Below are 22,668 nucleotides of genomic sequence, written 5' to 3' on the forward strand. Positions count from 1 at the left end.
CTGGAGAAGAAGTGGGGCGCTCCCACGATCACCAACGATGGTGTGTCCATCGCCAAGGAGATCGAGCTGGAGGACCCCTACGAGAAGATCGGCGCCGAGCTGGTCAAGGAAGTCGCCAAGAAGACCGACGACGTTGCCGGTGACGGCACCACCACGGCGACCGTGCTCGCGCAGGCGCTCGTCAAGGAAGGCCTGCGTAACGTGGCGGCCGGCGCCAACCCGCTGGGCCTCAAGCGCGGCATCGAAAAGGCCGTCGAGAAGATCACCGAGACCTTGCTGAAGTCGGCCAAAGAGGTCGAAACCAAGGAGCAGATCGCGGCCACCGCCGCCATCTCGGCCGGCGACGTGCAGATCGGCGAACTGATCGCCGAGGCCATGGACAAGGTCGGCAACGAGGGTGTCATCACCGTCGAGGAGTCGAACACCTTCGGCCTGCAGCTCGAGCTCACCGAGGGTATGCGCTTCGACAAGGGCTACATCTCGGGTTACTTCGTCACCGACGCCGAGCGTCAGGAAGCGGTCCTCGAGGACGTGTACATCCTGCTGGTCTCGTCGAAGGTTTCGACGGTCAAGGACCTGCTGCCGCTGCTGGAGAAGGTCATCCAGTCCGGCAAGCCGTTGCTGATCATCGCCGAGGATGTCGAGGGCGAGGCCCTGTCCACCCTGGTGGTCAACAAGATCCGCGGCACCTTCAAGTCGGTTGCCGTCAAGGCGCCGGGCTTCGGTGACCGCCGCAAGGCCATGCTGCAGGACATCGCGATCCTGACCGGTGGCCAGGTCGTCAGCGAAGAGGTTGGCCTCTCCCTGGAGACCGCCGACATCTCGCTGCTGGGTCAGGCCCGCAAGGTGGTCATCACCAAGGACGAGACCACCATCGTCGAGGGTGCCGGTGACTCCGACGCCATCGCCGGACGGGTTGCCCAGATCCGCGCGGAGATCGAGAACAGCGACTCCGACTACGACCGCGAGAAGCTGCAGGAGCGTCTGGCCAAGCTGGCCGGCGGTGTTGCGGTGATCAAGGCCGGAGCTGCCACCGAGGTGGAACTCAAGGAGCGCAAGCACCGCATCGAGGACGCCGTGCGTAACGCCAAGGCGGCCGTCGAAGAGGGCATCGTCGCCGGTGGTGGCGTGGCCCTTTTGCAGGCGGCTCCTTCGCTGGACGACCTGAAGCTCACCGGTGACGAGGCGACGGGCGCGAACATCGTGCGCGTCGCGCTGTCGGCCCCGCTGAAGCAGATCGCGTTCAACGGCGGGCTCGAGCCCGGCGTCGTCGCGGAGAAGGTGATGAACTCCAAGCCGGGTGTCGGCCTCAACGCCGCCACCGGTGAGTACGAGGACCTGCTCAAAGCGGGCGTCGCCGACCCGGTCAAGGTGACGCGTTCGGCGCTGCAGAACGCGGCGTCCATCGCGGCGCTGTTCCTGACCACCGAGGCCGTCGTGGCCGACAAGCCGGAGAAGGCGGGCGCCCCTGCGGGTGACCCGACCGGCGGCATGGGCGGTATGGACTTCTAGTTCGAGTCCGCAGTCAACGGAAAGCCCGGTCCCCGTGTGGGGCCGGGTTTTTCGTATTTCTGGGTAACTGATCTACTGAGCGTTCGAATGGTTTGCTGACGAAGGGACGACGTAGTGGGAAATTCGTTATGGCGCACGATGTTTGGAGTAATCCCTGGCTGCGTGTTTGGTCTGATCGTCGCGCCGACCGCCGGTGCCACGCCCGATCCGTGCTCGGCCAGCGGGTTAGCGGCCACTGCCAGCGGGGTGCTCAACTCAGCGAGCGGATACCTCGACGCCCACCCGGATGCCAACAACGTGCTGACCGCAGCGGTCAATCAGCCGCCGGCGGACGCGAAGGCGTCGGTGCGCGGCTACTTTCTCGGCCATCCCGGTGAGGCGTTGGAGCTGAAGGGCATCGCCCAGCCGCTGCTTGACCTGCGCGGCCGGTGCAACACCGCGGTGTCACCGGACCAGCTGGCCGAGCTCTTCGACGCGCTGTCGAGCTAATACCTCCGGCGCGAAAGCCGAAAGCCACCGAGCCCGAGGGAATCCATATCAGCGCCTCGGGCTCGGTGGCTTTTGCTTCTAGTCCTGCTCTGCGCCTGCGCCTGCGCTTGCACCTGCGTCTGCGCCTGCGGTCGTGTTCTTGCGCCGCAACACCACGAAGGCCGCGATCGCGAGCAACAATGCCCCAGCCGCAACCACCAGCGCGACGATGGACGGCCACAGCGGGGTGTTGTTCTGGACTGTCTCGGTGGTAGTGAAGATGTCCAGATCGGAGGTCCCCGACGACAGCTTCAGCACCGGAGCCGGGTGGGCAGGCTGGGGCGGACCAGCGAACGGGTCGTCATTCCAGTTCACTATGCGCCCGTCGCTGTAGGTCTGTTCGGCGGGCAGCGCCACCGCGTTCCGGCTCGGTAGGGGGCCGGCGTAAAGGCGGAACTGGTCGAACTCTTTGGGCCCGATCGCCGACTGCGGGTTGTCGGCCGCCCAATGCACCTCAGAAATGAAGGTGTTATGCACCGTGCCGTTGTTGTCCGTTTGCGGCGTCGGGAGTGGCTTCTCGGTGAACATCACCGTCCAGCCCGGCTTGGGCTCGGCCTTCACGACGAAAATGGGAGCGTTCTCGGGGAGAAACACCCGCAGTCCGACCGTTGCGTTCGAATCTGAGTCGTTGGGGACGCTGAACGTCAGGACTCCGTAACCACCCTGCCTAACGTTGGTGCCGGAGACCTTGATGTGTGCCAGCGCGGGCGATGCGAACACCAGTGCGGCCAAGGCGGCCGCCATAGCGAGCAAGACGGCGCGTAGGGGATTCTTCGCGCGTGCGGGATTCTTCAAAGAAGTCACTTCCTTCACTGCTGTCGATCAATCAACCCGACACTCGGGCTTCGGTAGCAGAGGTTACGCGATGCTGCTGCCATAGAGCAGGACGTTTTCGATGCCCGTGTCGCCTCCGGTGCCGACGACGGCGCGGTCAACGGGGTCCGCGAGATGTCGACGCGCTGCTACCCGGGCACCGGTTGCCGGCCGCGGATCAGCTTGCCCGGCCGCGCGTCGGTCGGCACACCGTTCTCCGCGATCACCTCGCCGGTGACGATCGTGGCCACGTAACCATCGGCGGTCTGGTCGAGCCGACGCCCGCCTGCGGGCAGGTCGTGGATGATCACCGGCTTGTGTAACTGCAATGCGGCGTGGTCGATCACGTTCAGGTCGGCCTTGTATCCCACGGCGATCCGACCCCGGTCGCCCAGACCGGCGACGCGGGCCGGCACCGAGGTCAGCCTCCGCACGGCTTCGGGCACCGCGAACCGTCCGGACTTGCGGTCGCGCGCCCAGTGCGCCAGGAAGTACGTCGAATAGCTTGCGTCGCAGATCATGCCGTAGTGCGCGCCGCCGTCGCCGAGGCCGAGCACTACGTCGTCGCGGTGCAGCAACTCGCCGACGGTGTCCAGTGAGTTGTTCTCCAGGTTGCTGGTCGCGACCAGCAACATAGCGCGGCCGTCGTCATCGAGCAGTCGGTCGTAGGCCTCGTCCATCGGGTTGATGCCCTTGGCCCGGGCGCGGGCGCCGATGCTGTCGGCGGGATTCGGCTCGTAGTTCGGATTGTCTGTCAGCGGAAAGATCCAGTCCCACATCTGGGCCACGTAGAGGATCGGGTGGCCGTGGCCCGGCTTGTCGGCGAGGATGCGAGCGCGGACTTCCGGCTTGCGCATCTCGGCGACGCGCTCGGGCAGCGGCAGGTCCGCGATCTCGCGGTAGCTGGGATACAGCACGAACGGGTTGGCGCTCAGCTGCAGACCGATGATCAGCCCGATCGGACGCGGCAGCAACTGCGCGGTGACGTCTCCGCCGGACGCGTTGGCCTTCTCGATCATCGTGATGGCGTCCGGCCAGGTCGGGTCGCCGGTGTTGCCGACAACCAATGTGAACGTCACCGGCAGGCGCAAGTCCTCGGCGACGTCGAAGACCGTCTGCAGCACCGGCTGGTAGCCGCCTGCCGGGATGTCCGGCACGAACTGCAGCAGACCGCCCCCACCGTCGACGACACCGCGCGCGATCTCCTCGATCTCTTCGCGGGCCGCGTCGTAACTCGGTATCGGAGAACCGCTTTCGGTCTTGTGGATGGTGAACCGGGACGTGGCGAAGCCCAGTGCGCCGACCTCGATCGCTTCCTTGGCCAGCTGCCGCATCTCGGCCAGGTCCTCGGCGGTGGCCGGCTCGCGGTCGGCGCCGCGCCGGCCCATCACGTAGACCCGCAGCGGGGAGTGCGGCAGATACGCAGCCACATCAATGTCACGCCTGCCTTTTTCCAGCACGTCGAGATATTCAGGGAAGGTTTCCCAGTTCCAGGGCAGGCCGTCGGTCATCACCACACCCGGGATGTCTTCCACTCCGGCCATCACGTCGACCAGCACGTCGTGGTCCTCTTGGCGGCACGGCGCGAAGCCCACGCCGCAGTTGCCCATCACCGCGGTGGTCACCCCGTGCGCGGACGACGGCGTGAGCCGCTCCGACCAGATGGACTGGCCGTCGTAGTGCGTGTGCAGGTCGACGAAGCCGGGCGTGACCAGGTGACCGGTTGCGTCGATCTCGCGGGTGGCCCCGGCGCCGTTGACGTCGCCGATCGCCGCGATGATGCCGTCGCGCACTGCAACGTCGCCGACGTACGGCTCAGCTCCGAGCCCGTCGACGATGGTGCCGTTGCGGATGATCAGGTCGTAGGTCATCTAAATAATCTACGACCATGTCGGTAGCTGATGCCAGGATGTTTCCGTAATCGACCACGGGTAGGGTCGCGACTATGTCTGATGCCGCGATTCGAGAGTTGTTGCGCGATGCCTTCACTCGGCTGATCGAGCATGTCGATGAGCTGACCGACGGGCTCACCGACGAACAAGCCAACTACCGTCCGTCACCGCGTACCAACAGCATCGCCTGGCTGATCTGGCACAGCGCGCGGGTGCAGGACATCCAACTCGCGCCGATCGCCGGCGTCGACCAGGTGTGGACGGCCGGTGGATGGGTGGATCGGTTCGGTCTCGACCTGCCGCGCAACGACTCCGGGTACGGCCACGGGCCGACGGAGGTGGCCAAGGTGCGGGCGCCGATCGAACTGCTGGCCGGCTACTACCACGCCGTGCACGAGGTGACGTGCGAGTTCGTCGCCGGCGTCACCGCCGAGGATCTGGAACGCATCGTCGACCGCAACTGGGATCCGCCGGTGACCGCCAGCGCCCGGATCGTCAGCATCATCGACGATTGCGCCCAGCACCTCGGCCAGGCCGCTTACCTGCTGCCGCTCGCTCCCGAACCCAGCTAAAACTTGACACCCGTCGACACTGACAGCCGGCGTCTACGATCACGGCTATGACCACGATCACGCTGTCGCGCCCGCGCCCCGTCGCCACCTAGTGCGGTTCGCGCTGGCGGTACTGCTGTGGTTGTGCACCACGGTCGCGTTGGCTGTCGCCGTGCCGACGGCGTGGACCCAAATCCACGTCGTCGACGTCAACGGCTACACGGCGATGGCGCGCAAAGCGGCCGGCGACAAGACGTTGCAGGCGGTGATGGCGGCTGAACTCGCCACCAAGGCAACGGTTCTGATCAATCAGGGTGGCGGTCACGCCGCCTCGGCGCAAGTCCACGGCGTCGCGGCCGAGTACACCGCCGGCTCCGACTTTCCGGTGCAGTTCGCCGACGCCAACCGACTGGCGCACGACTGGATGTTCACCGGCGCCCACACCCAGTCCGAGGGCAACGAGTGGGTCGTCGACCTGTCCGGCATGCTCAAGGACTCCGCGTTCGAGCAACTGCTGTCGAGCTACAACGTGAAGGTGCCCGACACGGTCCGGGTTCCGGTGACGGTGTCGACACCAAAGGTGTTGCAACCAGGGCAGCTACGCCCGCTGGCCCGCTGGGGTCTGTGGGCGAGCATCGGCGTCGCGGCGCTGACCGGGTTCTTCGCGCTGCTGACGCTGGTCGCGGTGCGCAGTCGTGGCCGGGCGCTGGCCGGTCTCGGGATCTCCGCGCTGGTTGTGGGTGCTGCGGGCTGGATCGCGATCGAATTGGCCCGTTACCCACTCAACGACACGCTGAACAACACCACCGGCGGTATCCGCGGGATCGCCGATGTGATGGTGGGGCAGGCCGAACGGAGCCTGCACGACTGGCTCGACTTCACCTTGGCGGCCGGCGGCGCGCTGGTGCTGCTCGGTGTGCTAGTGGCTGGCCTCGGCGGGCTGCGGAAGGGCTGAAAAGTGTTCGCGCAGTAGGGCATCCAGCTTCTCGTTGGCCGAGCGTAGTCCACCGATGACCAGGCCGAAGATTTTGCTGCGCACCTTTTCCGGCTGGTCGATCAACGGGGCGTACATGTGCCGCATCAGGTCCAGCCGCGCACTGCACAGCCAATTCATCAGCTCGGGGTCTTCGAACCAGGTGATCTGGTTACGTTGCTCGGCGAGCGTCGTGGTCAGCCAATCAATGTCGGTGTTGGGATGAGGAATCGGCCGGCACAGCCGGTTTCGCGTCTCGTCATTGTCGTAGGAGGCTTCGACGTGGGCGATCATCCCCGAGCTGAACACTTGCTGGCAGCCGCGGATGCTCTGCAGCGTGATCCGACCGTCGTCGAACACCGTTACTGCCGGGCGTTTTTCCAGGCCGTCGGCACTGCAGTCGACGAACAGCGCAGAGCCGTCGACGGTGATCTCGCCGTCGTCCAGCACCACCCGGCCGGGTTCGATGCTCTGCACGCGGCCCATCCGGACGACGTCGCCGATCCGCCGCAGCTGCTCGAGCTCGGTCGTCGTCACGTTCGCGCAGCGATACATCGTCGGCTGCACTGACGGATCGAGCCGCAGTAGATTGCCGCACGCCTCCAGGCGGTCGAACAGATCGGCCACATCCGTGGCGGCCTCGATCGCGACCAGCCGCTGGGCGAAACCCGTCTGAAACCGCTCCAGGAACTGCGGGCCGGGCTGTATGTTGGCGCGGTCCATCAGCCACGAATCGCGCGGCATGATCCAGGTCAGCCGTTCGGGTGCAATACCATTGCGCAGCAACCACAAACACGCGTCGATACCGGTCTTGCCGGCGCCGACGATGACGAATCGCTCGCGACCGACCGCGTTGGCCGGCATGTCGTTGGGGGGCACGCAGTCGACGCCGTTGGCGACGGTGTAGGCCGGTGGCCGCATCGACGGCACCGTGGTCTGCAGGTAGGTCGCGTCGACGATCCGCTTGCGGACGTTGACGGTGCGCTCGCCGCCGCCCAGGACGCGAAAATGGCTGTCGCCCAGATATTCGGCCATCGGGAAGTAGGACAGCTGCCCACTGGGCAGCAGGTCCTGGTGCATCACCTTCTCGAAGTAGGCGCAGATCTCGCCGACCGTGGCCAGCTCGTACAGCCCTGCATTCCAGCCGAGTTGGTCGATGCTGTCGCTGCCCAGCGCGCGGGAGTTGACGCCGTAGTAGGCCGACGGCTGATGCAGGCGGACGAACGGATACGCACTATTCCAGTGCCCGCCGGGGGAGTGGCCACGATCGACCATCACCACCTGCGCGTCGGTCTCGTTCACCAGCGCGTCGGTGAACGCCATGCCCATCGCGCCGGCGCCGACGACCAGATAATCCGTGTCGATCGTCGTCAGGCCAATCCCTCCCCTCGGTGGCGACGTTAGCGGATCCCCAGAACCGCCGTCAGGTCAGCGGTAGTTTCGCGAAGATCTTTCCGGTCGGTTGCGGTGACCCGTCGCCAGGTTCGACGGTGAACGCCAGCACGCTGGAATTGTCCAGGCTGGTGAACGTGTGCGTGGTCGACGGTGCGATGGCGGCGGTGTTCATCGTGCCCGCCGACTGCGGGCCTTTGTCGCCGACCAGCCACATCTGGTAGACGGTGCCCTGCGACGGCGGCGGCACGTTATTCATCAGCAGCACAGCGCCATTCATGTCCCGAGAGAACACCATCGTTGCCGTTCCACCGGCCATCGGGGTCGACACCGTTCGCATGTCGGGGGCCGACATGATCTGCTCGGCCATCGCCGGTGCGTGCGCCGGTCGCAGCGCGATTCCCGCGCCGAAGGCCGCCAATGCCACCACGATTGCAGCGGCTGCCGCCAATATCGCAGTGCGCCAACGAGATGTGCGTGCTGTGGATGTGCGTGCTGTGCTGGCCAATACCGCCGCGCGCAGACGCTCCGGTGGTTCGCTGGCGGTCGCCGAGGACACGAGGGCCATGGTCTCGCACACCGCGCGCACCTCGTCGTCGAAGGCAGTCGCGACCGCACGCGGTGCAGTCGCGCGTTGCCGGTCGATGGCGACACGCTCGGTCTCGGAGACGGCGTTCAGCGCGTATGGCGTGGCCAGTTGCAGCAAGTCGAACTCGGCGGGCTTGGTCATGTCACACCCAGGCAACCGCGGAGCCCGCGCAATGCGTCCCGCATCCGAGATTTGATCGTCGACAGGTTGGCCGACAGCCGATGAGATACTTCGGCGTATGTCAAACCGCCGTAGTACGCCATTTCGATGCACTGCCGCTGCACGTCGGTGAGCGAATCCAGGCAAGCCGTCACCCGACGCCGCTCGTCGGCGGCTATCGCCGACTCGGCGACGAGATCGCTTGGTCGCTCGAGGGTGGCCGCGCCGTAGCGTGATTCCCGCTGGCCGGCGGATTGTTCGGCGCGCACCCGGTCGACAGCGCGGCGATGCGCCATGGTCATCAGCCAGGAAAGTGCGGAGCCTTTGGCGGAGTCGAACGACGCGGCGCTCCGCCACACCTCCAGGTAGACCTCTTGAGTGGTCTCTTCGCTGTAGCCCGCGTCGCGCAGCACGCGAGTGATCAAGCCGTAGACCCGGGCCCGGGTGGCGTCGTAGAGCGCGGCGAACGCCTCGGCGTCGCGATGCGCTACTCGACGCAGCAATGCGTCGAGTTCGGTGCCGTGCCGGGGTCCGCTCATCGACCGGTAGCCTAGCCGCTCCGCGATAGCGGCCGTCATGATCGTGCCGATCGGGGCGCACGCGGGATGAAAAACGATGTCCGTTGCTGGTATTCGCTGAAGCCGGACCGGCCTCGCATATATTTCTCGGTGAGCCGCGCCCCGGTGACGCGAACCAGGAAATATGTCATCAGCGCAGGCGAGAGAACGGTAATCAGCGACCGCCAGCCGGCCAGCGTGATCAGCCACAGCCCCCACCAGACGCAGGCGTCGCCGAAGTAGTTGGGGTGACGGGTCCATGCCCACAGCCCGCGATCCATCAGCAGCCCCTGGTGCGCGGGGTCGGACTTGAACACCCGCAGTTGACGGTCGCCGATGGCTTCGAAGAGCAGGCCGGTCAGCCACATCAGCGTGCCGGCGACGGTGGCGACCAGCCAGGGCCGCGGGGTGGGGCCGGTAACCGCCGAGAGTTGCAGCGGTAGTGAGATGATCCAGGTGGCGAAGGCCTGCACCAGGAACACCTTCACCACCACCTGGCCGACGGTGGCGCCGTGCAGCGTGTCCGCATAGCGGGGATCCTCACCGTGACCCAGCGACCGGCGGTAGATGTAGCCGCTGAGCCGCGACGCCCAGATCGCGACCAACGCCAGCAGCAGCCACCGGCGCAGCGGGTCACCGCTGCCGAGGATCGCCGCGGCCGTCGCGACGACGATGAAGCCCAACCCCCAGGCCACGTCGACGACGTTGTAGCGCCCTATCCGCCGGCCGATGCCGAAGGTGATGGTGTGCAGCACCAGCAGCGCGACGGCCGATGCTGCGGACACCGTGACGAAGTCGGCGATCATGGCGCCGCCCCCTTGGCGAAGGTCCATTGGTGGACATCCAGGTAGCCCGACCGGAAGCCGGCCTCCGCGTGGGCCAGGTACAGTTCCCACATCCGTGCAAAAACCTCGTCGAATCCGATGTGCGACAACGTTTTTCGGCGCTGCATGAACCGCTCCCGCCACAGTCGGAGCGTTTCGGCGTAGTGCTCGCGAAATGACAGCATATCGACTGCGCGCAAACATGTCTCACGCTCAGCGATGTCCATGATGGCCGTGGTGGACGGAATCAGCCCGCCGGGGAAGATGTACTTCTGAATCCAGGTGTGCGTATTGCGGGTAACCGTCATCCGGTTGTGCGGCATGGTGATCGCTTGGATCGCGAGCCGTCCGCTGGGCGTCAGCAGCTGATCCAGACTGCGGAAATAGTCCGGCCACGCGTGAAAGCCGAGGGCCTCGATCATCTCGACCGATATCACCGCGTCGTAGTTTCCGCCGACATCGCGATAGTCACGCAGATCGATCTGCACACGATCGGACAGCCCGGCGGCCGCGACGCGACGGCGCGCCAGCCATTGCTGGCGCTCGGAGAGCGTGACCGAGCGGACTTTGGCCCCGCGGGCCGCCGCCCGGATGCAGAGTTCCCCCCACCCGGTGCCGACTTCCAGCAGCTCTGTGCCGGGACCCACCCGTGCCGCGTCCAGCAGTCGGTCGATCTTTCGCCGCTGCGCGTCGGCGAGATCCGGCCACGCCGCCGGCAGGCCGGCGAACAGTGCGCTCGAATACGACATGGTCTCGTCGAGGAACTCTCCGAACAGATCGTTCGACAGGTCGTAGTGCGCCGCGATGGCCTGCCGGCTCTGTCGCCTACTGCGTGTCGCCGAAAGTGGTTGGGTGCCGGTGACCACGGGCCGCAACCACTGCACGCTGCGAGGCACCAAGTTGTCCATTTCGGTAGCCAGCGCGGTCAGTGCCTCGGTGAGCGCATCGGACTCCCACTCGCCGGCCATGTAGGACTCGCCGAACCCAATCAGTCCGCGTCGCCCGATCCGACGGGCCAACCGGTCCGGCTGGTGGATCGTGATCATCGGTGAGGCCGCGTCGCGTGCGCCGATAACCGCGCCGTCCGGGTAGGCCAGCCGCACGGGCAGACGGCCCGCGACGCGACGCAGCAGCCGGTCGGCCACCAACGCAGATACCGACGACACCGGCCCGGAGGGCACCACGGCCACCGCCGGCCACCGCTGCGGATCAATTGTGGTGTCGCGCGTTTCGTTGTCGACCGGCGTGCGTGGCACCACCGGGAGCCGACGTAGCCACAATGCGATGCCCTGGACGCGGATCCGCACCGCGACCATCAGCGGTGCCAGCGGCGCGAGAATCTGCATCCGCGCCACGTGGCTCACCGTCGCGGGCCGTCGGGTACCGCGCAGGGTCGCCACGAAGGACGGCTGACCGTCGCCGTGCAGCGACACCACGACGTCCACGTTGTGGTCGGGGCGCGGTGCTTGCACCCGGTAGTGCCCGGACACCGGGTTGAACGGAGACACGTACAACTTCTTGTCGACCAGTACCGGCGTGTTGGCCGGCGGCAGTAGATAGGCATGACGTTGCCCGTAGGTGTTGTGCACCTCGACGATCACCCGGTGCAGCTCGCCGGCACTGTCGTGGCACCAGAAGACACTGATCGGGTTGAAGACGTAACCCAGCACCCGCGCGTGCAGCAGCGCGGTGATTCGGCCGCCGGGCATCGCGGCATCGTGGTCGACGAGGTAGGCGTCGACGCGGTCCCGAAGTGATTTGCCGGGGCGCCCGTTGAAGTGGTCACGGGCGTCGAACCGGGCGAATGGGCGGAGCCACCACGGCAGCGACGGTAGATCGTCGAGATCGACGTACCAGCTGTAACTGCGGTACCTGAAACGGTGCCGCACCGGGGTCTCGCGATCGTGGGTGATAGTGGTGCGGTAGATCGCCGGCGTCACCGTGCCATCGCCTCCTTCGCGGTCGAGCACGACGGCCATTGCGCGCCCAGGTGTTGAGCCGCGCGCAGTCCCGACGCCGCCCCGTCCTCGTGGAACCCCCAGCCGTGGTAGGCGCCCGCAAAAGCCACCGCACCGTCGTTCAAGGTGGGTAACATCCGTTGCGCAGCAACGGATTGCGCTGTGTAGAGCGGATGGCTGTAGGTCATCTCGGCGAGCACGGATGCGGGGTCGACGCGCCCGCGCCCACCGAGTGTCACCAGGAAACGACGGTTGGCGCTGATTCGCATCAGCCTGCTGACGTCGTAGGTGACCAGCACCTGATCGGTCGCCGGCGCGATGAGATAGTTCCACGATGCGCGGACCCGGTGGTGCCGGGGCAGGACCGACTCGTCGGTGTGCAACTGGGCATGGTTGTCCGCGTAGCTGATCGCCCCGAGCACGGCCTGCTCCCACGGCGAGGGCGGGTCGAGAAGGCGCAGCGCCTGATCGGGGTGCACCGCGATCACGGCAGCGTCGAAAAATCGTGCGGCGTCGTCGCCGGCCGCAACAAGCACCCCGCCGGGTAGTCGGCGCAGGGAATGCACGGGCTTTCCCGTGCAGACCTCGTGCAGGCGGGACGCAATGGCGTGCACGTACTGTGCCGAACCGCCGACGACCGTGCGCCACGTCGGAGAGCCGAACACCGACAACATGCCGTGGTGGTCGAGGAAGCGGAACAGGTAGTGCGCCGGATAACGCAGCGCGTCGTCGTCGGCGCACGACCAGACCGCGGCCACCAGCGGGGTGATGAAATGCTCGACGAAGAAGCTGGAGAATCGGTGCCGGTGTAAAAACGCCTGCAACGTCTCCAGGTCCTCGCCGTCGCTCTCGCGCAGCAGTCGGCCGGCCGCTCGGTGGAAACGAAGGACTTCGGCAAGCATCCACAGGTAGCGGGGCCGCACCGAGTGCCGGGACGCGAACAGTCCGCGAAAGCCAAGTGCCCCGGCGTATTCCAGCCCGGTTCCGTCGGCCCGCACCGACATCGACATGTCGGAGTCCTGGGTCGTCACGCCCAACTCGGCGAACAATCGGCACAACGTGGGATAGGTGCGATCGTTGTGCACGAGAAACGCCGAATCTACGCTGACGGGGGTTCCGTCGCCGCCGTCGACCACGTGGGTGTGGGCGTGGCCGCCCAGTCGGGTGTCGGCCTCGAACAATGTGACCCGCCCGGATCCGGACAGTGCGTAGGCGGCGGTCAGTCCGGCAACACCGCTGCCGATGACCGCAATCGTCAGTACCGACTTGTCCAGCACGACGGGTATTCGGAGCGAATGCGTCGACGGATGTCGGTGACGGGAGTCGGATAGCCATCCACGGCGCCGGCCGCTCCGAATGACATATGCCTCATCCCCTCGAGGTGGCGGCGGTGCCGCCGACAACTTTGACAAAGGAGCCAAAGCGCATGAAGGACGTTCAGAGCAAGACGCTCGCGGTGGGCCTGGCCGCAGTCGCGATGGTCGGTTTCTCGGCATGTTCGAGCAACAAATCCGAAAACGCTCAGCAGACCAGCGCGCAGCCGACCAGTAGCTCTGCTGCGCCCGCCATGACCGGCGAGACGGCGGCCCCGGCCAGCGACCTGATCGGATCCGGGTGTGCGGATTACGCGGCGTTGCACCCCACCGGTCCGGCGTCGGTGGCCGGCATGGCGCAGGACCCGGTCGCGACGGCGGCATCGAACAACCCCATGTTGTCGACCCTGACCGCGGCGCTGTCGGGCAAGTTGAACCCGAATGTGAATCTCGTGGAGACCCTCAACAACGGCCAGTACACGGTTTTCGCGCCGACCAACGCCGCATTCGACAAGCTGCCGGCGGCCACGCTCGACGATCTCAAGACGAACACCGAGAAGTTGAAGAGCATCTTGACCTACCACGTGGTCCAAGACCAGGAGAGCCCGAGCAAGGTCGACGGCATGCACAAGACGTTGCAGGGCGCTGAGTTGAACGTGGTCGGCCAGGGCAACGACCTCAAAGTCAACGACGCAGGTTTGGTGTGCGGAGGGGTGCACACCGCCAACGCGACGGTGTACATGATCGACACTGTGCTGGTGCCGCCCAGCCAGTAGCGCTCACAGATCGTCGCGAGATAAGGCAGCCCGGTCACCCCGGGCTGCCTTATCGCGGTTATGCACCAACCACAACGATCCAAGCCGCGTCTGGTAGCGAATACTGACTATGTTGTCCCTCGCGTTGATCGGCTTGGTCGGTGGCCTGATCACCGGCATCTCGCCCTGCATCTTGCCGGTGCTGCCGGTGATCTTCTTCTCGGGCACTCAGGGCACTCAGGGCGCCGACGACGGCGCAGTTGCGGTTTCGACGAAACGCGAAGTGCGGCGGCCATATCGGGTGATCGGCGGGCTGGTGCTGAGTTTCAGCCTGGTGACGCTGGCCGGTTCGGCGTTGCTGTCGCTGTTGCATCTGCCGCAGGACGTGATCCGCTGGGTGGCCCTGGCCGCGTTGATGGCCATCGGCCTCGGGCTGATCTTCCCGCGCTTCGAGCAACTGCTGGAGCGGCCGTTTGCCCGCATCCCGCAAAAGCAGATCGGCACGCGAGCAAGTGGATTCGGTCTCGGGCTGGCGCTCGGCGTGCTCTACGTTCCCTGCGCCGGGCCGGTGCTGGCCGCGATTGTGGTGGCCGGAGCCACCGCGAACATCGGTCTGCCGGTTGTCATTTTGACGATGTCCTTCGCCCTGGGCACGGCGGTCCCGCTGTTGTTCTTCGCGCTCGCTGGTCAACGAGTTGCCCAGCGGGTCAGCGCTTTTCGTCGTCGTCAGCGTCAGATCCGGGTGATCGCAGGAATCGTGACCCTGCTGCTGGCAGTGGCACTGGTGTTCAACCTGCCGGCGGTGTTGCAGCGGGCGATTCCCGACTACACCAGTTCGTTGGAGAACAAGTTGGGCGGCGACCAGAAGGTCCAGCAGGCTCTCAACCTCGGCGGCATCGTCAACGACCAGAACAAAGGATTGTCGAATTGCCACAACGGCTCTGCGCAACTGGAGAATTGCGGTCCGGCACCCGATCTGAAGGGCATCACCGCCTGGCTGAACACCCCCGCTGCCTTGCCGGTCGATCTGCACGCGTTGCGCGGCAAGGTGGTGCTGATCGACTTCTGGGCATACTCCTGCATCAACTGCCAACGCGCCATCCCGCACGTCGAAGGCTGGTACAAGGCCTATCAGGACAAGGGTTTCGAAGTCATCGGCGTGCACACTCCCGAATACGCGTTCGAAAAGGTCACCGACAACGTGAAAAAGGGCATCGCTGACCTCGGCATCACCTACCCGGTCGCCCTGGACAACGGCTACTCGACGTGGACGAACTACCGAAATCGTTACTGGCCGGCCGAATACGTGATCGATGCAAGCGGAATTGTGCGGCATGTCAAGTTCGGCGAAGGCGACTACAACGGCACCGAAAACATCATTCGTGAGCTGCTCGCCGCCGCGCGGCCCGGAGTCGCGCTGCCGCCGCCGGTTGACGCGCCCGACACCACGCCGACCCTCGATCTGACACCCGAGACGTACTTCGGGGTCGGCAAGATGACCAACTATGCCGGAACGGGCGTGTACGACGAGGGCCGGGCGACTTTCGCCTATCCACCGGTGCTGCCCGACGACTCGTTCGCCTTGCAGGGATCGTGGGCGCTCGACTATCAGGGCGCGACGGCCGACAGCGATTCCTCCAGCATCGAGCTGAACTACCACGCCAAGAACGTCTACATGGTTGTCGGCGGAACCGGCAGTCTCAGCGTGACCCGCGATGGTAAGACGACAACGGTGCCGGTCAGTGGTCCACCGACGGCACACCAGATCGTCGCGACCAAGGACGTGGACCGGGCAACGCTCGATGTGCGCGCCAGCAAAGGAATCCAAGTGTTCTCCTTCACCTACGGATGATGGGCGTCGCGGCCCATCCACGTCGCGTTCGGCTCCGAATTAACCACGTCAGCCATTCACGATGAGGAGCCTGAAAACGCGATGAACACTCATATCAAGGCGGTCCCAGCTACCGGTCTCGCGGCAGCCGCCGCGGTGGGTTTAGCCCTTGCCACCTGTGCGCCCGCCGCGGCCGCCCCCAATCTGATCGGCGCGGGCTGCGCGGACTACGCGGCGCTACACCCGGACGGTCCCGCGTCGGTGGCCGGGATGTCGCAGGACCCGGTCGCGGTGGCGGCGTCGAACAATCCTGATCTCTCCACCCTGACCTCCGCGTTGTCCGGCCAGCTCAACCCTCAGGTGAATCTGGTGGACACGCTCAACAATGGTCAGTACACGGTGTTCGCGCCGACCAACGCCGCGTTCAACAAGCTGCCCGCCGGTACGATCGATCATCTCAAGACCGACGCGAGCATGCTGAAGAGCATCCTGACCTACCATGTCGTTCCCGGGCAGCTCAGTCCGGCGCAGGTCGACGGCTCACACCCCACCGTCCAGGGCGCGGCGGTGAACGTGACCGGCAACGGTAACGGGCTCAGGGTCAACAACGCCGGACTGGTCTGCGGCGGAGTGCCCACGGCCAACGCGCAGGTTTACATGATCGACACGGTGTTAATGCCACCTGGGCAGTGAGGTCTCCCACCGAAACCTCTGCAGGCGCGGCAACCGCCGTGGCACCCGTGCTGGCAGCCGCCATCGAACCGGTTATCGGTGGCGCGCTGCCAGTACGGCTGATCGCCTGGGACGGCAGCATGGCCGGGCCTGCGGGAGCACCTGCCGTGTGGTTGCGCAGTGCAGCGGCGCTGCGTCGAATGCTCTGGTGCCCAGGAGAACTGGGCGCCGCTCAGGCTTACGTCACTGGTGACCTCGACGTCGATGGCGATCTGGTCGCCGCCTTGGATCACGTGTGGTCGCAGATCGCTGCAAAGCGACTGACGCCGATCAAGCCGTCCGTCACGGTGCTGGCCCGGCTCTGCGCCGTTGCGGTGCGGCTGGGTGTAATCGGGCCGCCGTTGCCGCGCCCCGCCACCCAGGCCAGGTTGGGGGGCCGGTTGCACAGTTTGGCCCGCGACAAGGCGGCGATCACACATCACTACGACGCGTCGAACGCGTTCTACGAACTGATCCTTGACCCGTCGATGGCGTACTCGTGCGGCTACTGGGACGCGGCGCACCGGATCGACACGCTCGAGCAGGCGCAGCGCGCCAAGCTGGACCGCATCTGCGGCAAGCTCGGTCTCGATCAGCGACCTGACATGTGGCTGCTCGACGTCGGGTGCGGATGGGGTTCGCTGAGCCTGCACGCCGCCGAGCATTACGACGCGCGGGTGGTGGGTATCACCCTCTCGAGTGCACAGAAGGCCTACGTCGACGATGCGTTGACCGAGCGTGGACTCGCCGACCGGGTCGAGATTCGCGTGCAGGACTACCGCACCGTCACCGACGGGCCTTTCGACGCGGCAGCATCGATCGAGATGGGTGAACACGTTGGGCAGCAACACTACTCGACTTTTGCCAGCATGTTGCACGACCGCGTTCGGCCCGATGCCCGGGTGCTGATCCAACAGATGTCACGGCGCGGCAGCCATCCGGGCGGTGGCCCGTTCATCGAATCGTTCATAGCCCCCGACATGCACATGCGCCCACTCGGGGAAACCATCGGGCTACTGGAAGACGCCGGCCTGGTTACGGTTTCGGTCGAAGCGATGGGCTCGCACTACGTGCGCACCGTTGATGCGTGGATCGACAACCTCGAAAATCAGTGGGACGCTGCGGTAGCACTGATCGGCGAGGAAGCTGCCCGGGTCTGGCGGCTCTACCTGGCCGGCGGCAGGCTCGCCTTCGCGCACTGCCGGATGGGAGTCGACCAGATCCTGATGAGCAGGCCGGGCACCGGGACGGGCGCTGTTGGGTGGCGATGACAGCCGGCAAACGTCTTCATCAACGCATCGTGATCGGCGGGGGACACTAGCTGCTGGACAGCATCGGCGAGCGTGTGCTTCTCATCCGTTCAGTGTTGACGGCGACGACCGCCATCACCCGCTTCGTGGGCAGCGAATTCGTGGAGGAAACGGTCCGCCGCCACAGAGCTGTTGTGTATATTAGTGTGTATGGCTCGGTTGAACGTGTACGTGCCGGATGATTTGGCGGAGCGCGCCAGGGCACGGGGCTTGAACGTCTCGGCGCTGACTCAGGCCGCGATCAGCGCCGAGTTGGAGAATTCTGCAACCGAGGCGTGGCTTGAGGGCTTGGCGGCCAGAAGCACCGGCGCTCGGCATGATGACGTGTTGGATGCGCTTGATGCCGCTCGGGATGAGTTCGGAGCGTGAGCGCATCGTCTCCTTCGGCGCCGGAGCAGGTGGTTATCGACGCGAGCGCCATGGTGGATCTACTTGCTCGCACCGGTGATCGGTTCTCGGCGGTGCGCGCACGGCTGGCTCGGACCGCGATGCACGCGCCGGCGCACTTCGATGCCGAGGTGTTGTCAGCGCTGGGGCGTATGCAGCGCGCCGGCGTGCTCACCGTTGCGCAGGTCGATGCGGCACTGGATGAGCTGCGCCAGGCGCCTTTGACTCGGCACGGTCTTTCGTCGCTGGTTGCCGGAGCGTGGGCGCGGCGCGACACCCTCCGCTTGGCCGATGCGCTCTACGTCGAGCTGGCCGATGCGGCAGGGCTGGTGTTATTGACCACGGACCAAAGATTGGCACGCGCTTGGCCTTCGGCTGACGCCATTACCTAAATGCAGGTGGGGGTTGTGCAGTGTGCCACGTCCGGGGCGCCCACGGAACCGCTGCCGAGAAGGAGCTCATCCGCTTCACCATGCAGAACAAGGACCTCCGAGTCGAGCATCGGCGCGCGCTCCCAGCCGGGCGGCTGCGGAATCTTCAGCTGCGGCTCGCCCGCGGCGCGCGGATCGATAGGCGTCAGGGGAGCTGAAACCTGTTCGCAATCAGTGGGTTTGCGCCGCGGTGCGGGAACATCCCGGGTCGCGTTACCGGTGACCACCTTCGAACAGCCCGGTACCGCCAGCAGCGTCACGACGGCGACCGTCGCACACCGCATGTACCGCACGCGCATTGCGCCACACCACACCGTCATGACTTTCGCTGTCAAGCGTCCAACATTCGCCACAGGAACGCGAAGGCCAGGGCCGTCTTGAACGCAGTCTGGGCGTTGTCGGCCGCACCGGCATGACCGCCCTCGATGTTCTCGTAGTACCAGACCCGATGGCCCGCGGCCTCCAGCGCCGCGGTCATCTTGCGGGCATGCCCGGGGTGCACCCGGTCGTCGCGGGTGGACGTGGTGATCAGCACCGGCGGGTAGTCGGCATCGGCCGAAACATTCTGATACGGCGAGTATTCGGTGATGAATTTCCAGTCGTCGGGGTCGTCGGGGTTGCCGTACTCGGCGACCCAGGACGCGCCCGCCAGCAGCACGTGGTAGCGACGCATGTCCAGCAGTGGCACCTGGCACACCAGCGCACCGAACAGTTCCGGGTACTTCGTCAGCATGATGCCCATCAACAGACCGCCGTTGCTACCGCCCTGCGCGCCGAGCTGTGGCACCGTGCTAATGCCGCGGTCCACCAAATCGGTTGCCACCGCGGCGAAGTCCTCGGCCACCAGGTGCCGTCCGTCGCGCATCGCCTGGGTGTGCCAGCGCGGCCCGTACTCACCGCCGCCGCGGATGTTGGCCAGCACGTAGCAGCCACCGCGGGCCAGCCAGAGCCGGCCCATCACCGGGCTGTAGCCGGGGGTGAAGGAGTTCTCGAATCCGCCATAGCCGTACATCAGAGTCGGTCCGGGCCCGCTGGCGTCGCCCGGCCGCACCACGAAGTACGGAACCGCGGTGCCGTCCTTCGACGTGGCAAAATACTGCGCGATGTCGAGGTCTTCCGCGTCGAAGAAGTCAGGAGCGGCCTTGATCTGTTCGAGCGGGCCACTGCCGGTTCCGCGTAGCAGACGGGACGGGCTGTCGAAGCCGCTGGAGTCCAGAAAGAACTCATCGCTGGTGTCGTCGGCGGCGACGATCACGCTTTCGGTCGCCGGGGGAATACCGGCCAGCGGCTTACGCTCCCAACTGCCCGGTGTGACAACCTCGACCCGGCTGGCCACATCGACCAAAGTGACCAGCAGCAGTTGGTCACGGGTCCAGGCGTACTGGTGCAGGCAGGTGTGCGCGTCCGGCTCGAAGACCACGGTCAATTCCCGTCCGCCGGCCACGAATTCGTCATAGTTGGCCGCCAACAGTGAACCGGCGGGATAGCTGGTCGTGCCGAACTCCCAGTCGGTGCGCGGTTCGATCAACAGCCATTCGCGGTGAATCGAGACGCTGCTCGCGTCGGACGGAACGTCGATGCGGATCAGTTCCGGGCCGCGCAATTCGTAGCGCTCACTGTTCCAGAAGTCGGTGGATCGGGAGACGAAGGTCCGCTCGAAACCCGGTGTCCGATCGGTGGATCCGCCGACGCTGACGTCGGTGCGGGCACCTTCGAAGACCAGTTCCGCCGCACTGATCGGCGTACCGCGCCGCCACCGTCTGACGATGCGCGGGTAGCCGGATTCGGTGAGCGAGTCGGGCCCGAAGTCGGTGCCGACCAACACGGTGTCGCGGCCGTCCCAGCCGATCTGCGTCTTGGCTTCGGGCAGCTCGAAACCGCCATCGACGAATTCGCCTGTTTCCATGTCGAATTCGCGCACGATGACGGCGTCAGCGCCGCCCCGGGACAGGTTGACCAGGGCGCGGTCGAATTCGGGTTCGATGACGGTGGCGCCCGCCCAGACCCAGTTTTGGTTGTCAGTTCGGCTTAATTGATCTAAGTCCAACAGCACCACCCAGTCGGTGGCGTCGTTGCGGTAGCCGTCCAGAGTGGTCCGCCGCCACAGCCCACGCGGGTTGGCGGCGTCGCGCCAGAAGTTGTACAGGTACTCGCCGCGACGGCGCACATAGGGGATGCGGGCATCGGTGTCGAGTACCTCGAGAGCCTCGGTGCGCATCCGCTCGAATTCCTCGCCGGCGAACTGGGCGACTGTCGGGTCGTTGCGAGCGCGCACCCAGTTGAGCTGCTGCTCACCGAGGACGTCTTCGAGCCAGAGGTAAGGATCTTCGGGCTCGTCGGCAGGCATGGTTCTCATTGTGGCTTCTTACAACGTAGCGCCCGTTGCGAGGGCGTGGGCTAATCGGATCGAGCGAGGTTTGGTGCGAATCGCCGCTAGCACGCGCGTGCAGGTCGCCTGCTCGGCTCCTGATGATCGCTGCCAGCGCAGCGCTGACCGGCTTGGTCGTTCTGCACCTCGAGACGGACTTCGACCTGATTGCGGCGATCACCGGACAACGATCGACTGACGGTCTGATTGTCAGCGCATGCTGCGTGGCACACGGCAGTAGTGTGAGTTGTGTAACACCATTGAACGAGGAGTGGCGCACATGACCGTCTTCGCACGTCCGGGTGCTTCAGGGGCGTTGATGTCCTTCGAGTCGCGGTACGACAACTTCATCGGCGGCGAGTGGGTGGCGCCGGCGGCCGGCCGGTACTTCGAAAACCTGACGCCGGTGACCGGGCAGCCGTTCTGCGAGGTGGCGCGTTCGGACGCCGACGACGTCGAGAAGGCGCTCGACGCCGCTCACGCGGCCGCCCCCAAATGGGGTAAGACCGCCCCGGCCGCGCGGGCCGCGATCCTGAACACGATCGCCGACCGGATCGACGCCAACCGGGAGGCGCTGGCGCTGGCCGAAGTCTGGGACAACGGCAAACCGATCCGCGAGACGCTGGCCGCCGACATCCCGCTGGCCGCGGACCATTTCCGGTATTTCGCCGGGGCGATCCGCGCCCAGGAGGGCTCGCTGAGTCAGATCGACGACGACACCGTCGCCTATCACTTCCACGAGCCGCTCGGTGTTGTCGGGCAGATCATCCCGTGGAATTTCCCCATCCTGATGGCCGCCTGGAAGCTGGCGCCGGCGTTGGCGGCGGGCAACTGTGTGGTGCTCAAGCCCGCCGAGCAGACCCCGGCGTCGGTGCTGTATCTGATGTCGCTGATCGGCGACCTGCTGCCCGCCGGGGTGGTCAACGTCGTCAACGGATTCGGGGCCGAAGCCGGCAAGCCGCTGGCCTCGAACAACCGGATCGCCAAGGTCGCCTTCACCGGGGAGACCACCACCGGGCGGCTGATCATGCAGTACGCCAGCCAGAACCTGATCCCGGTCACCCTCGAACTGGGTGGCAAGAGCCCCAACGTCTTCTTCAACGACGTGATGGCCGCCCACGACGACTTCTGCGACAAGGCGCTGGAAGGGTTCACCATGTTCGCGCTGAATCAGGGCGAGGTGTGCACCTGCCCGTCGCGCAGTCTGGTGCAGGCCGACATCTACGACGAGTTCCTGGAACTGGTGGCGATCCGCACCAAGGCGGTCCGCCAAGGCGATCCGCTGGACACCGAGACCATGGTCGGCTCGCAGGCCTCCAACGACCAGCTGGAAAAGGTGTTGTCCTACATCGAGATCGGCAAAGACGAGGGCGCCAAGATCATCACCGGCGGCGAGCGCGCCGAGCTGGGCGGCGACCTCTCGGGTGGCTACTACGTGCAGCCCACCATCTTCGCCGGCAACAACAAGATGCGTATCTTCCAGGAAGAGATTTTCGGTCCGGTGGTCTCGGTCGCGTCGTTCTCCGATTACGACGACGCGATCTCGATTGCCAACGACACCCTCTACGGTCTGGGCGCGGGAGTGTGGAGCCGGGACGGCAACACCGCCTACCGGGCCGGCCGCGACATCCAGGCCGGCCGGGTGTGGGTCAACTGCTACCACGTCTACCCCGCGCACGCCGCGTTCGGCGGCTACAAGCAGTCCGGCTTCGGCCGGGAAAACCACAAGATGATGCTCGACCACTACCAGCAGACCAAGAACCTGCTGGTGTCGTATTCGCAGCAGGCGCAAGGTTTTTTCTGATGGGTTTTTT

At 65.8% G+C, this 22,668-nt stretch carries 21 protein-coding genes and 2 pseudogenes; 12 read left to right on the plus strand and 11 right to left on the minus strand.

Annotated elements, in window-relative coordinates; genetic code table 11:
- Together groL and ABDV69_RS07555 are read left to right on the plus strand one after the other, a co-directional pair.
- Positions 1-1,512, plus strand: a 1,512-nt coding sequence (gene groL / locus ABDV69_RS07550) for a chaperonin GroEL (protein WP_343572989.1), incomplete at its 5' end; no start/stop codon positions are given.
- A gap of 162 nt (positions 1,513-1,674) precedes the next feature.
- Positions 1,675-2,001 carry a heme-binding protein gene (locus tag ABDV69_RS07555; protein WP_343572990.1) on the plus strand — a complete coding sequence of 109 codons (327 nt, stop codon included), beginning with the start codon at positions 1,675-1,677 and terminating at the stop codon, positions 1,999-2,001.
- Positions 2,002-2,079: 78 nt separating this feature from the next.
- Here ABDV69_RS07555 and ABDV69_RS07560 read toward each other — a convergent pair whose 3' ends face one another.
- Both ABDV69_RS07560 and ABDV69_RS07565 read right to left on the minus strand, forming a co-directional pair.
- Positions 2,080-2,844, minus strand: coding sequence for a YcnI family protein (locus ABDV69_RS07560; RefSeq protein ID WP_343572992.1), 765 nt, complete (start codon positions 2,842-2,844; stop codon positions 2,080-2,082).
- 158 nt (positions 2,845-3,002) lie between these two features.
- Entirely contained in the window at positions 3,003-4,724 is a 1,722-nt protein-coding gene (locus tag ABDV69_RS07565) for an amidohydrolase family protein (RefSeq protein ID WP_343572994.1), read from the minus strand.
- Positions 4,725-4,798: 74 nt separating this feature from the next.
- Between ABDV69_RS07565 and ABDV69_RS07570 the strand changes: the two genes are divergently transcribed.
- The gene (locus ABDV69_RS07570) at positions 4,799-5,317 is read left to right on the plus strand and encodes a mycothiol transferase (protein WP_343572995.1); all 519 of its coding nucleotides are present in this window, start codon (positions 4,799-4,801) and stop codon (positions 5,315-5,317) included.
- A gap of 91 nt (positions 5,318-5,408) precedes the next feature.
- Positions 5,409-6,251 (plus strand): hypothetical protein, encoded by an 843-nt coding sequence (locus tag ABDV69_RS07575; protein WP_343572998.1) that lies wholly within the window; start codon positions 5,409-5,411, stop codon positions 6,249-6,251.
- Here the strand turns inward: ABDV69_RS07575 and ABDV69_RS07580 are convergent.
- The 7 genes and pseudogenes from ABDV69_RS07580 to ABDV69_RS07610 form a co-directional block, all read right to left on the minus strand.
- Complete coding sequence (locus tag ABDV69_RS07580) at positions 6,216-7,598, minus strand: NAD(P)/FAD-dependent oxidoreductase (RefSeq protein WP_343573000.1); 1,383 nt, start codon at positions 7,596-7,598, stop codon at positions 6,216-6,218. The two genes, ABDV69_RS07575 and ABDV69_RS07580, sit on opposite strands and share 36 nt — an antisense overlap.
- Positions 7,599-7,692: 94 nt before the next feature.
- Positions 7,693-8,391, minus strand: a complete 699-nt coding sequence (locus ABDV69_RS07585) for an anti-sigma factor (protein WP_343573002.1) — start codon at positions 8,389-8,391, stop codon at positions 7,693-7,695.
- Positions 8,388-8,948, minus strand: a complete 561-nt coding sequence (locus tag ABDV69_RS07590) for a sigma-70 family RNA polymerase sigma factor (protein WP_343573004.1) — start codon at positions 8,946-8,948, stop codon at positions 8,388-8,390. Before ABDV69_RS07590 ends, ABDV69_RS07585 begins: the two co-directional genes overlap by 4 nt.
- A gap of 35 nt (positions 8,949-8,983) precedes the next feature.
- The gene (locus ABDV69_RS07595) at positions 8,984-9,772 is read right to left on the minus strand and encodes a DUF1295 domain-containing protein (RefSeq protein ID WP_343573005.1); all 789 of its coding nucleotides are present in this window, start codon (positions 9,770-9,772) and stop codon (positions 8,984-8,986) included.
- Positions 9,769-11,046, minus strand: a complete 1,278-nt coding sequence (locus tag ABDV69_RS07600) for a class I SAM-dependent methyltransferase (RefSeq protein WP_343573060.1) — start codon at positions 11,044-11,046, stop codon at positions 9,769-9,771. Before ABDV69_RS07600 ends, ABDV69_RS07595 begins: the two co-directional genes overlap by 4 nt.
- Positions 11,038-11,769, minus strand: a pseudogene (locus ABDV69_RS07605) (DUF1365 family protein); the annotation flags it as partial. The pseudogene ABDV69_RS07605 and the gene ABDV69_RS07600, both read right to left, overlap by 9 nt.
- On the minus strand, positions 11,727-13,022 hold the full coding sequence (locus tag ABDV69_RS07610) for an FAD-dependent oxidoreductase (protein WP_343573061.1): 1,296 nt from the start codon (positions 13,020-13,022) through the stop codon (positions 11,727-11,729). The gene ABDV69_RS07610 and the pseudogene ABDV69_RS07605, both read right to left, overlap by 43 nt.
- 152 nt (positions 13,023-13,174) lie before the next feature.
- Between ABDV69_RS07610 and ABDV69_RS07615 the strand changes: the two genes are divergently transcribed.
- The 6 genes from ABDV69_RS07615 to ABDV69_RS07640 all read left to right on the plus strand — a co-directional run bounded on the left by ABDV69_RS07615 (position 13,175) and on the right by ABDV69_RS07640 (position 18,447).
- Positions 13,175-13,837: a fasciclin domain-containing protein gene (locus ABDV69_RS07615; protein ID WP_343573007.1), complete on the plus strand. Its 663-nt coding sequence runs from the start codon at positions 13,175-13,177 to the stop codon at positions 13,835-13,837.
- A 109-nt stretch (positions 13,838-13,946) separates the two neighbouring features.
- On the plus strand, positions 13,947-15,668 hold the full coding sequence (locus tag ABDV69_RS07620; RefSeq protein ID WP_343573008.1) for a cytochrome c biogenesis protein DipZ: 1,722 nt from the start codon (positions 13,947-13,949) through the stop codon (positions 15,666-15,668).
- Positions 15,669-15,749: 81 nt separating this feature from the next.
- Entirely contained in the window at positions 15,750-16,340 is a 591-nt protein-coding gene (locus tag ABDV69_RS07625; protein WP_343573009.1) for a fasciclin domain-containing protein, read from the plus strand.
- A gap of 119 nt (positions 16,341-16,459) precedes the next feature.
- Positions 16,460-17,629, plus strand: a complete 1,170-nt coding sequence (locus ABDV69_RS07630) for a cyclopropane-fatty-acyl-phospholipid synthase family protein (protein WP_343573062.1) — start codon at positions 16,460-16,462, stop codon at positions 17,627-17,629.
- 189 nt (positions 17,630-17,818) lie between these two features.
- Complete coding sequence (locus ABDV69_RS07635; protein ID WP_343573010.1) at positions 17,819-18,037, plus strand: type II toxin-antitoxin system CcdA family antitoxin; 219 nt, start codon at positions 17,819-17,821, stop codon at positions 18,035-18,037.
- A complete protein-coding gene (locus tag ABDV69_RS07640) occupies positions 18,034-18,447 on the plus strand; it encodes a type II toxin-antitoxin system VapC family toxin (protein ID WP_343573011.1) in 414 nt (137 codons plus the stop codon). The genes ABDV69_RS07635 and ABDV69_RS07640 overlap by 4 nt, the downstream gene beginning before the upstream one ends.
- Here ABDV69_RS07640 and ABDV69_RS07645 read toward each other — a convergent pair.
- Complete coding sequence (locus ABDV69_RS07645; RefSeq protein WP_343573012.1) at positions 18,444-18,746, minus strand: hypothetical protein; 303 nt, start codon at positions 18,744-18,746, stop codon at positions 18,444-18,446. The genes ABDV69_RS07640 and ABDV69_RS07645 overlap by 4 nt on opposite strands.
- A gap of 71 nt (positions 18,747-18,817) precedes the next feature.
- Positions 18,818-20,842, minus strand: a complete 2,025-nt coding sequence (locus tag ABDV69_RS07650) for a prolyl oligopeptidase family serine peptidase (RefSeq protein WP_343573013.1) — start codon at positions 20,840-20,842, stop codon at positions 18,818-18,820.
- Between ABDV69_RS07650 and ABDV69_RS07655 the strand changes: the two are divergent.
- Positions 20,832-21,138 (plus strand): annotated as a pseudogene (locus ABDV69_RS07655) (hypothetical protein). The gene ABDV69_RS07650 and the pseudogene ABDV69_RS07655 overlap by 11 nt on opposite strands.
- Positions 21,135-22,658: an aldehyde dehydrogenase gene (adh, locus tag ABDV69_RS07660; RefSeq protein WP_343573014.1), complete on the plus strand. Its 1,524-nt coding sequence runs from the start codon at positions 21,135-21,137 to the stop codon at positions 22,656-22,658. The pseudogene ABDV69_RS07655 and the gene adh overlap by 4 nt, the downstream one beginning before the upstream one ends.
- The last annotated feature ends 10 nt before the right edge of the window (positions 22,659-22,668 follow it).

The sequence above is a fragment of the Mycobacterium sp. genome (assembly GCF_039583785.1).
In the GTDB taxonomy this organism is placed as follows: domain Bacteria; phylum Actinomycetota; class Actinomycetes; order Mycobacteriales; family Mycobacteriaceae; genus Mycobacterium.

Coding starts and splice junctions, on each gene's coding strand:
- ABDV69_RS07595 (WP_343573005.1), bottom strand. CDS start 9,772: ATGATCGCCGACTTCGTCACGGTGTCCGCAGCATCGGCCGTCGCGCTG.
- ABDV69_RS07635 (WP_343573010.1), top strand. CDS start 17,819: ATGGCTCGGTTGAACGTGTACGTGCCGGATGATTTGGCGGAGCGCGCC.
- ABDV69_RS07585 (WP_343573002.1), bottom strand. CDS start 8,391: ATGACCAAGCCCGCCGAGTTCGACTTGCTGCAACTGGCCACGCCATAC.
- ABDV69_RS07615 (WP_343573007.1), top strand. CDS start 13,175: ATGAAGGACGTTCAGAGCAAGACGCTCGCGGTGGGCCTGGCCGCAGTC.
- ABDV69_RS07565 (WP_343572994.1), bottom strand. CDS start 4,724: ATGACCTACGACCTGATCATCCGCAACGGCACCATCGTCGACGGGCTC.
- ABDV69_RS07620 (WP_343573008.1), top strand. CDS start 13,947: ATGTTGTCCCTCGCGTTGATCGGCTTGGTCGGTGGCCTGATCACCGGC.
- ABDV69_RS07630 (WP_343573062.1), top strand. CDS start 16,460: ATGGCCGGGCCTGCGGGAGCACCTGCCGTGTGGTTGCGCAGTGCAGCG.
- ABDV69_RS07650 (WP_343573013.1), bottom strand. CDS start 20,842: ATGAGAACCATGCCTGCCGACGAGCCCGAAGATCCTTACCTCTGGCTC.
- ABDV69_RS07590 (WP_343573004.1), bottom strand. CDS start 8,948: ATGAGCGGACCCCGGCACGGCACCGAACTCGACGCATTGCTGCGTCGA.
- ABDV69_RS07570 (WP_343572995.1), top strand. CDS start 4,799: ATGTCTGATGCCGCGATTCGAGAGTTGTTGCGCGATGCCTTCACTCGG.
- ABDV69_RS07625 (WP_343573009.1), top strand. CDS start 15,750: ATGAACACTCATATCAAGGCGGTCCCAGCTACCGGTCTCGCGGCAGCC.
- ABDV69_RS07580 (WP_343573000.1), bottom strand. CDS start 7,598: ATGGGCATGGCGTTCACCGACGCGCTGGTGAACGAGACCGACGCGCAG.
- adh (WP_343573014.1), top strand. CDS start 21,135: ATGACCGTCTTCGCACGTCCGGGTGCTTCAGGGGCGTTGATGTCCTTC.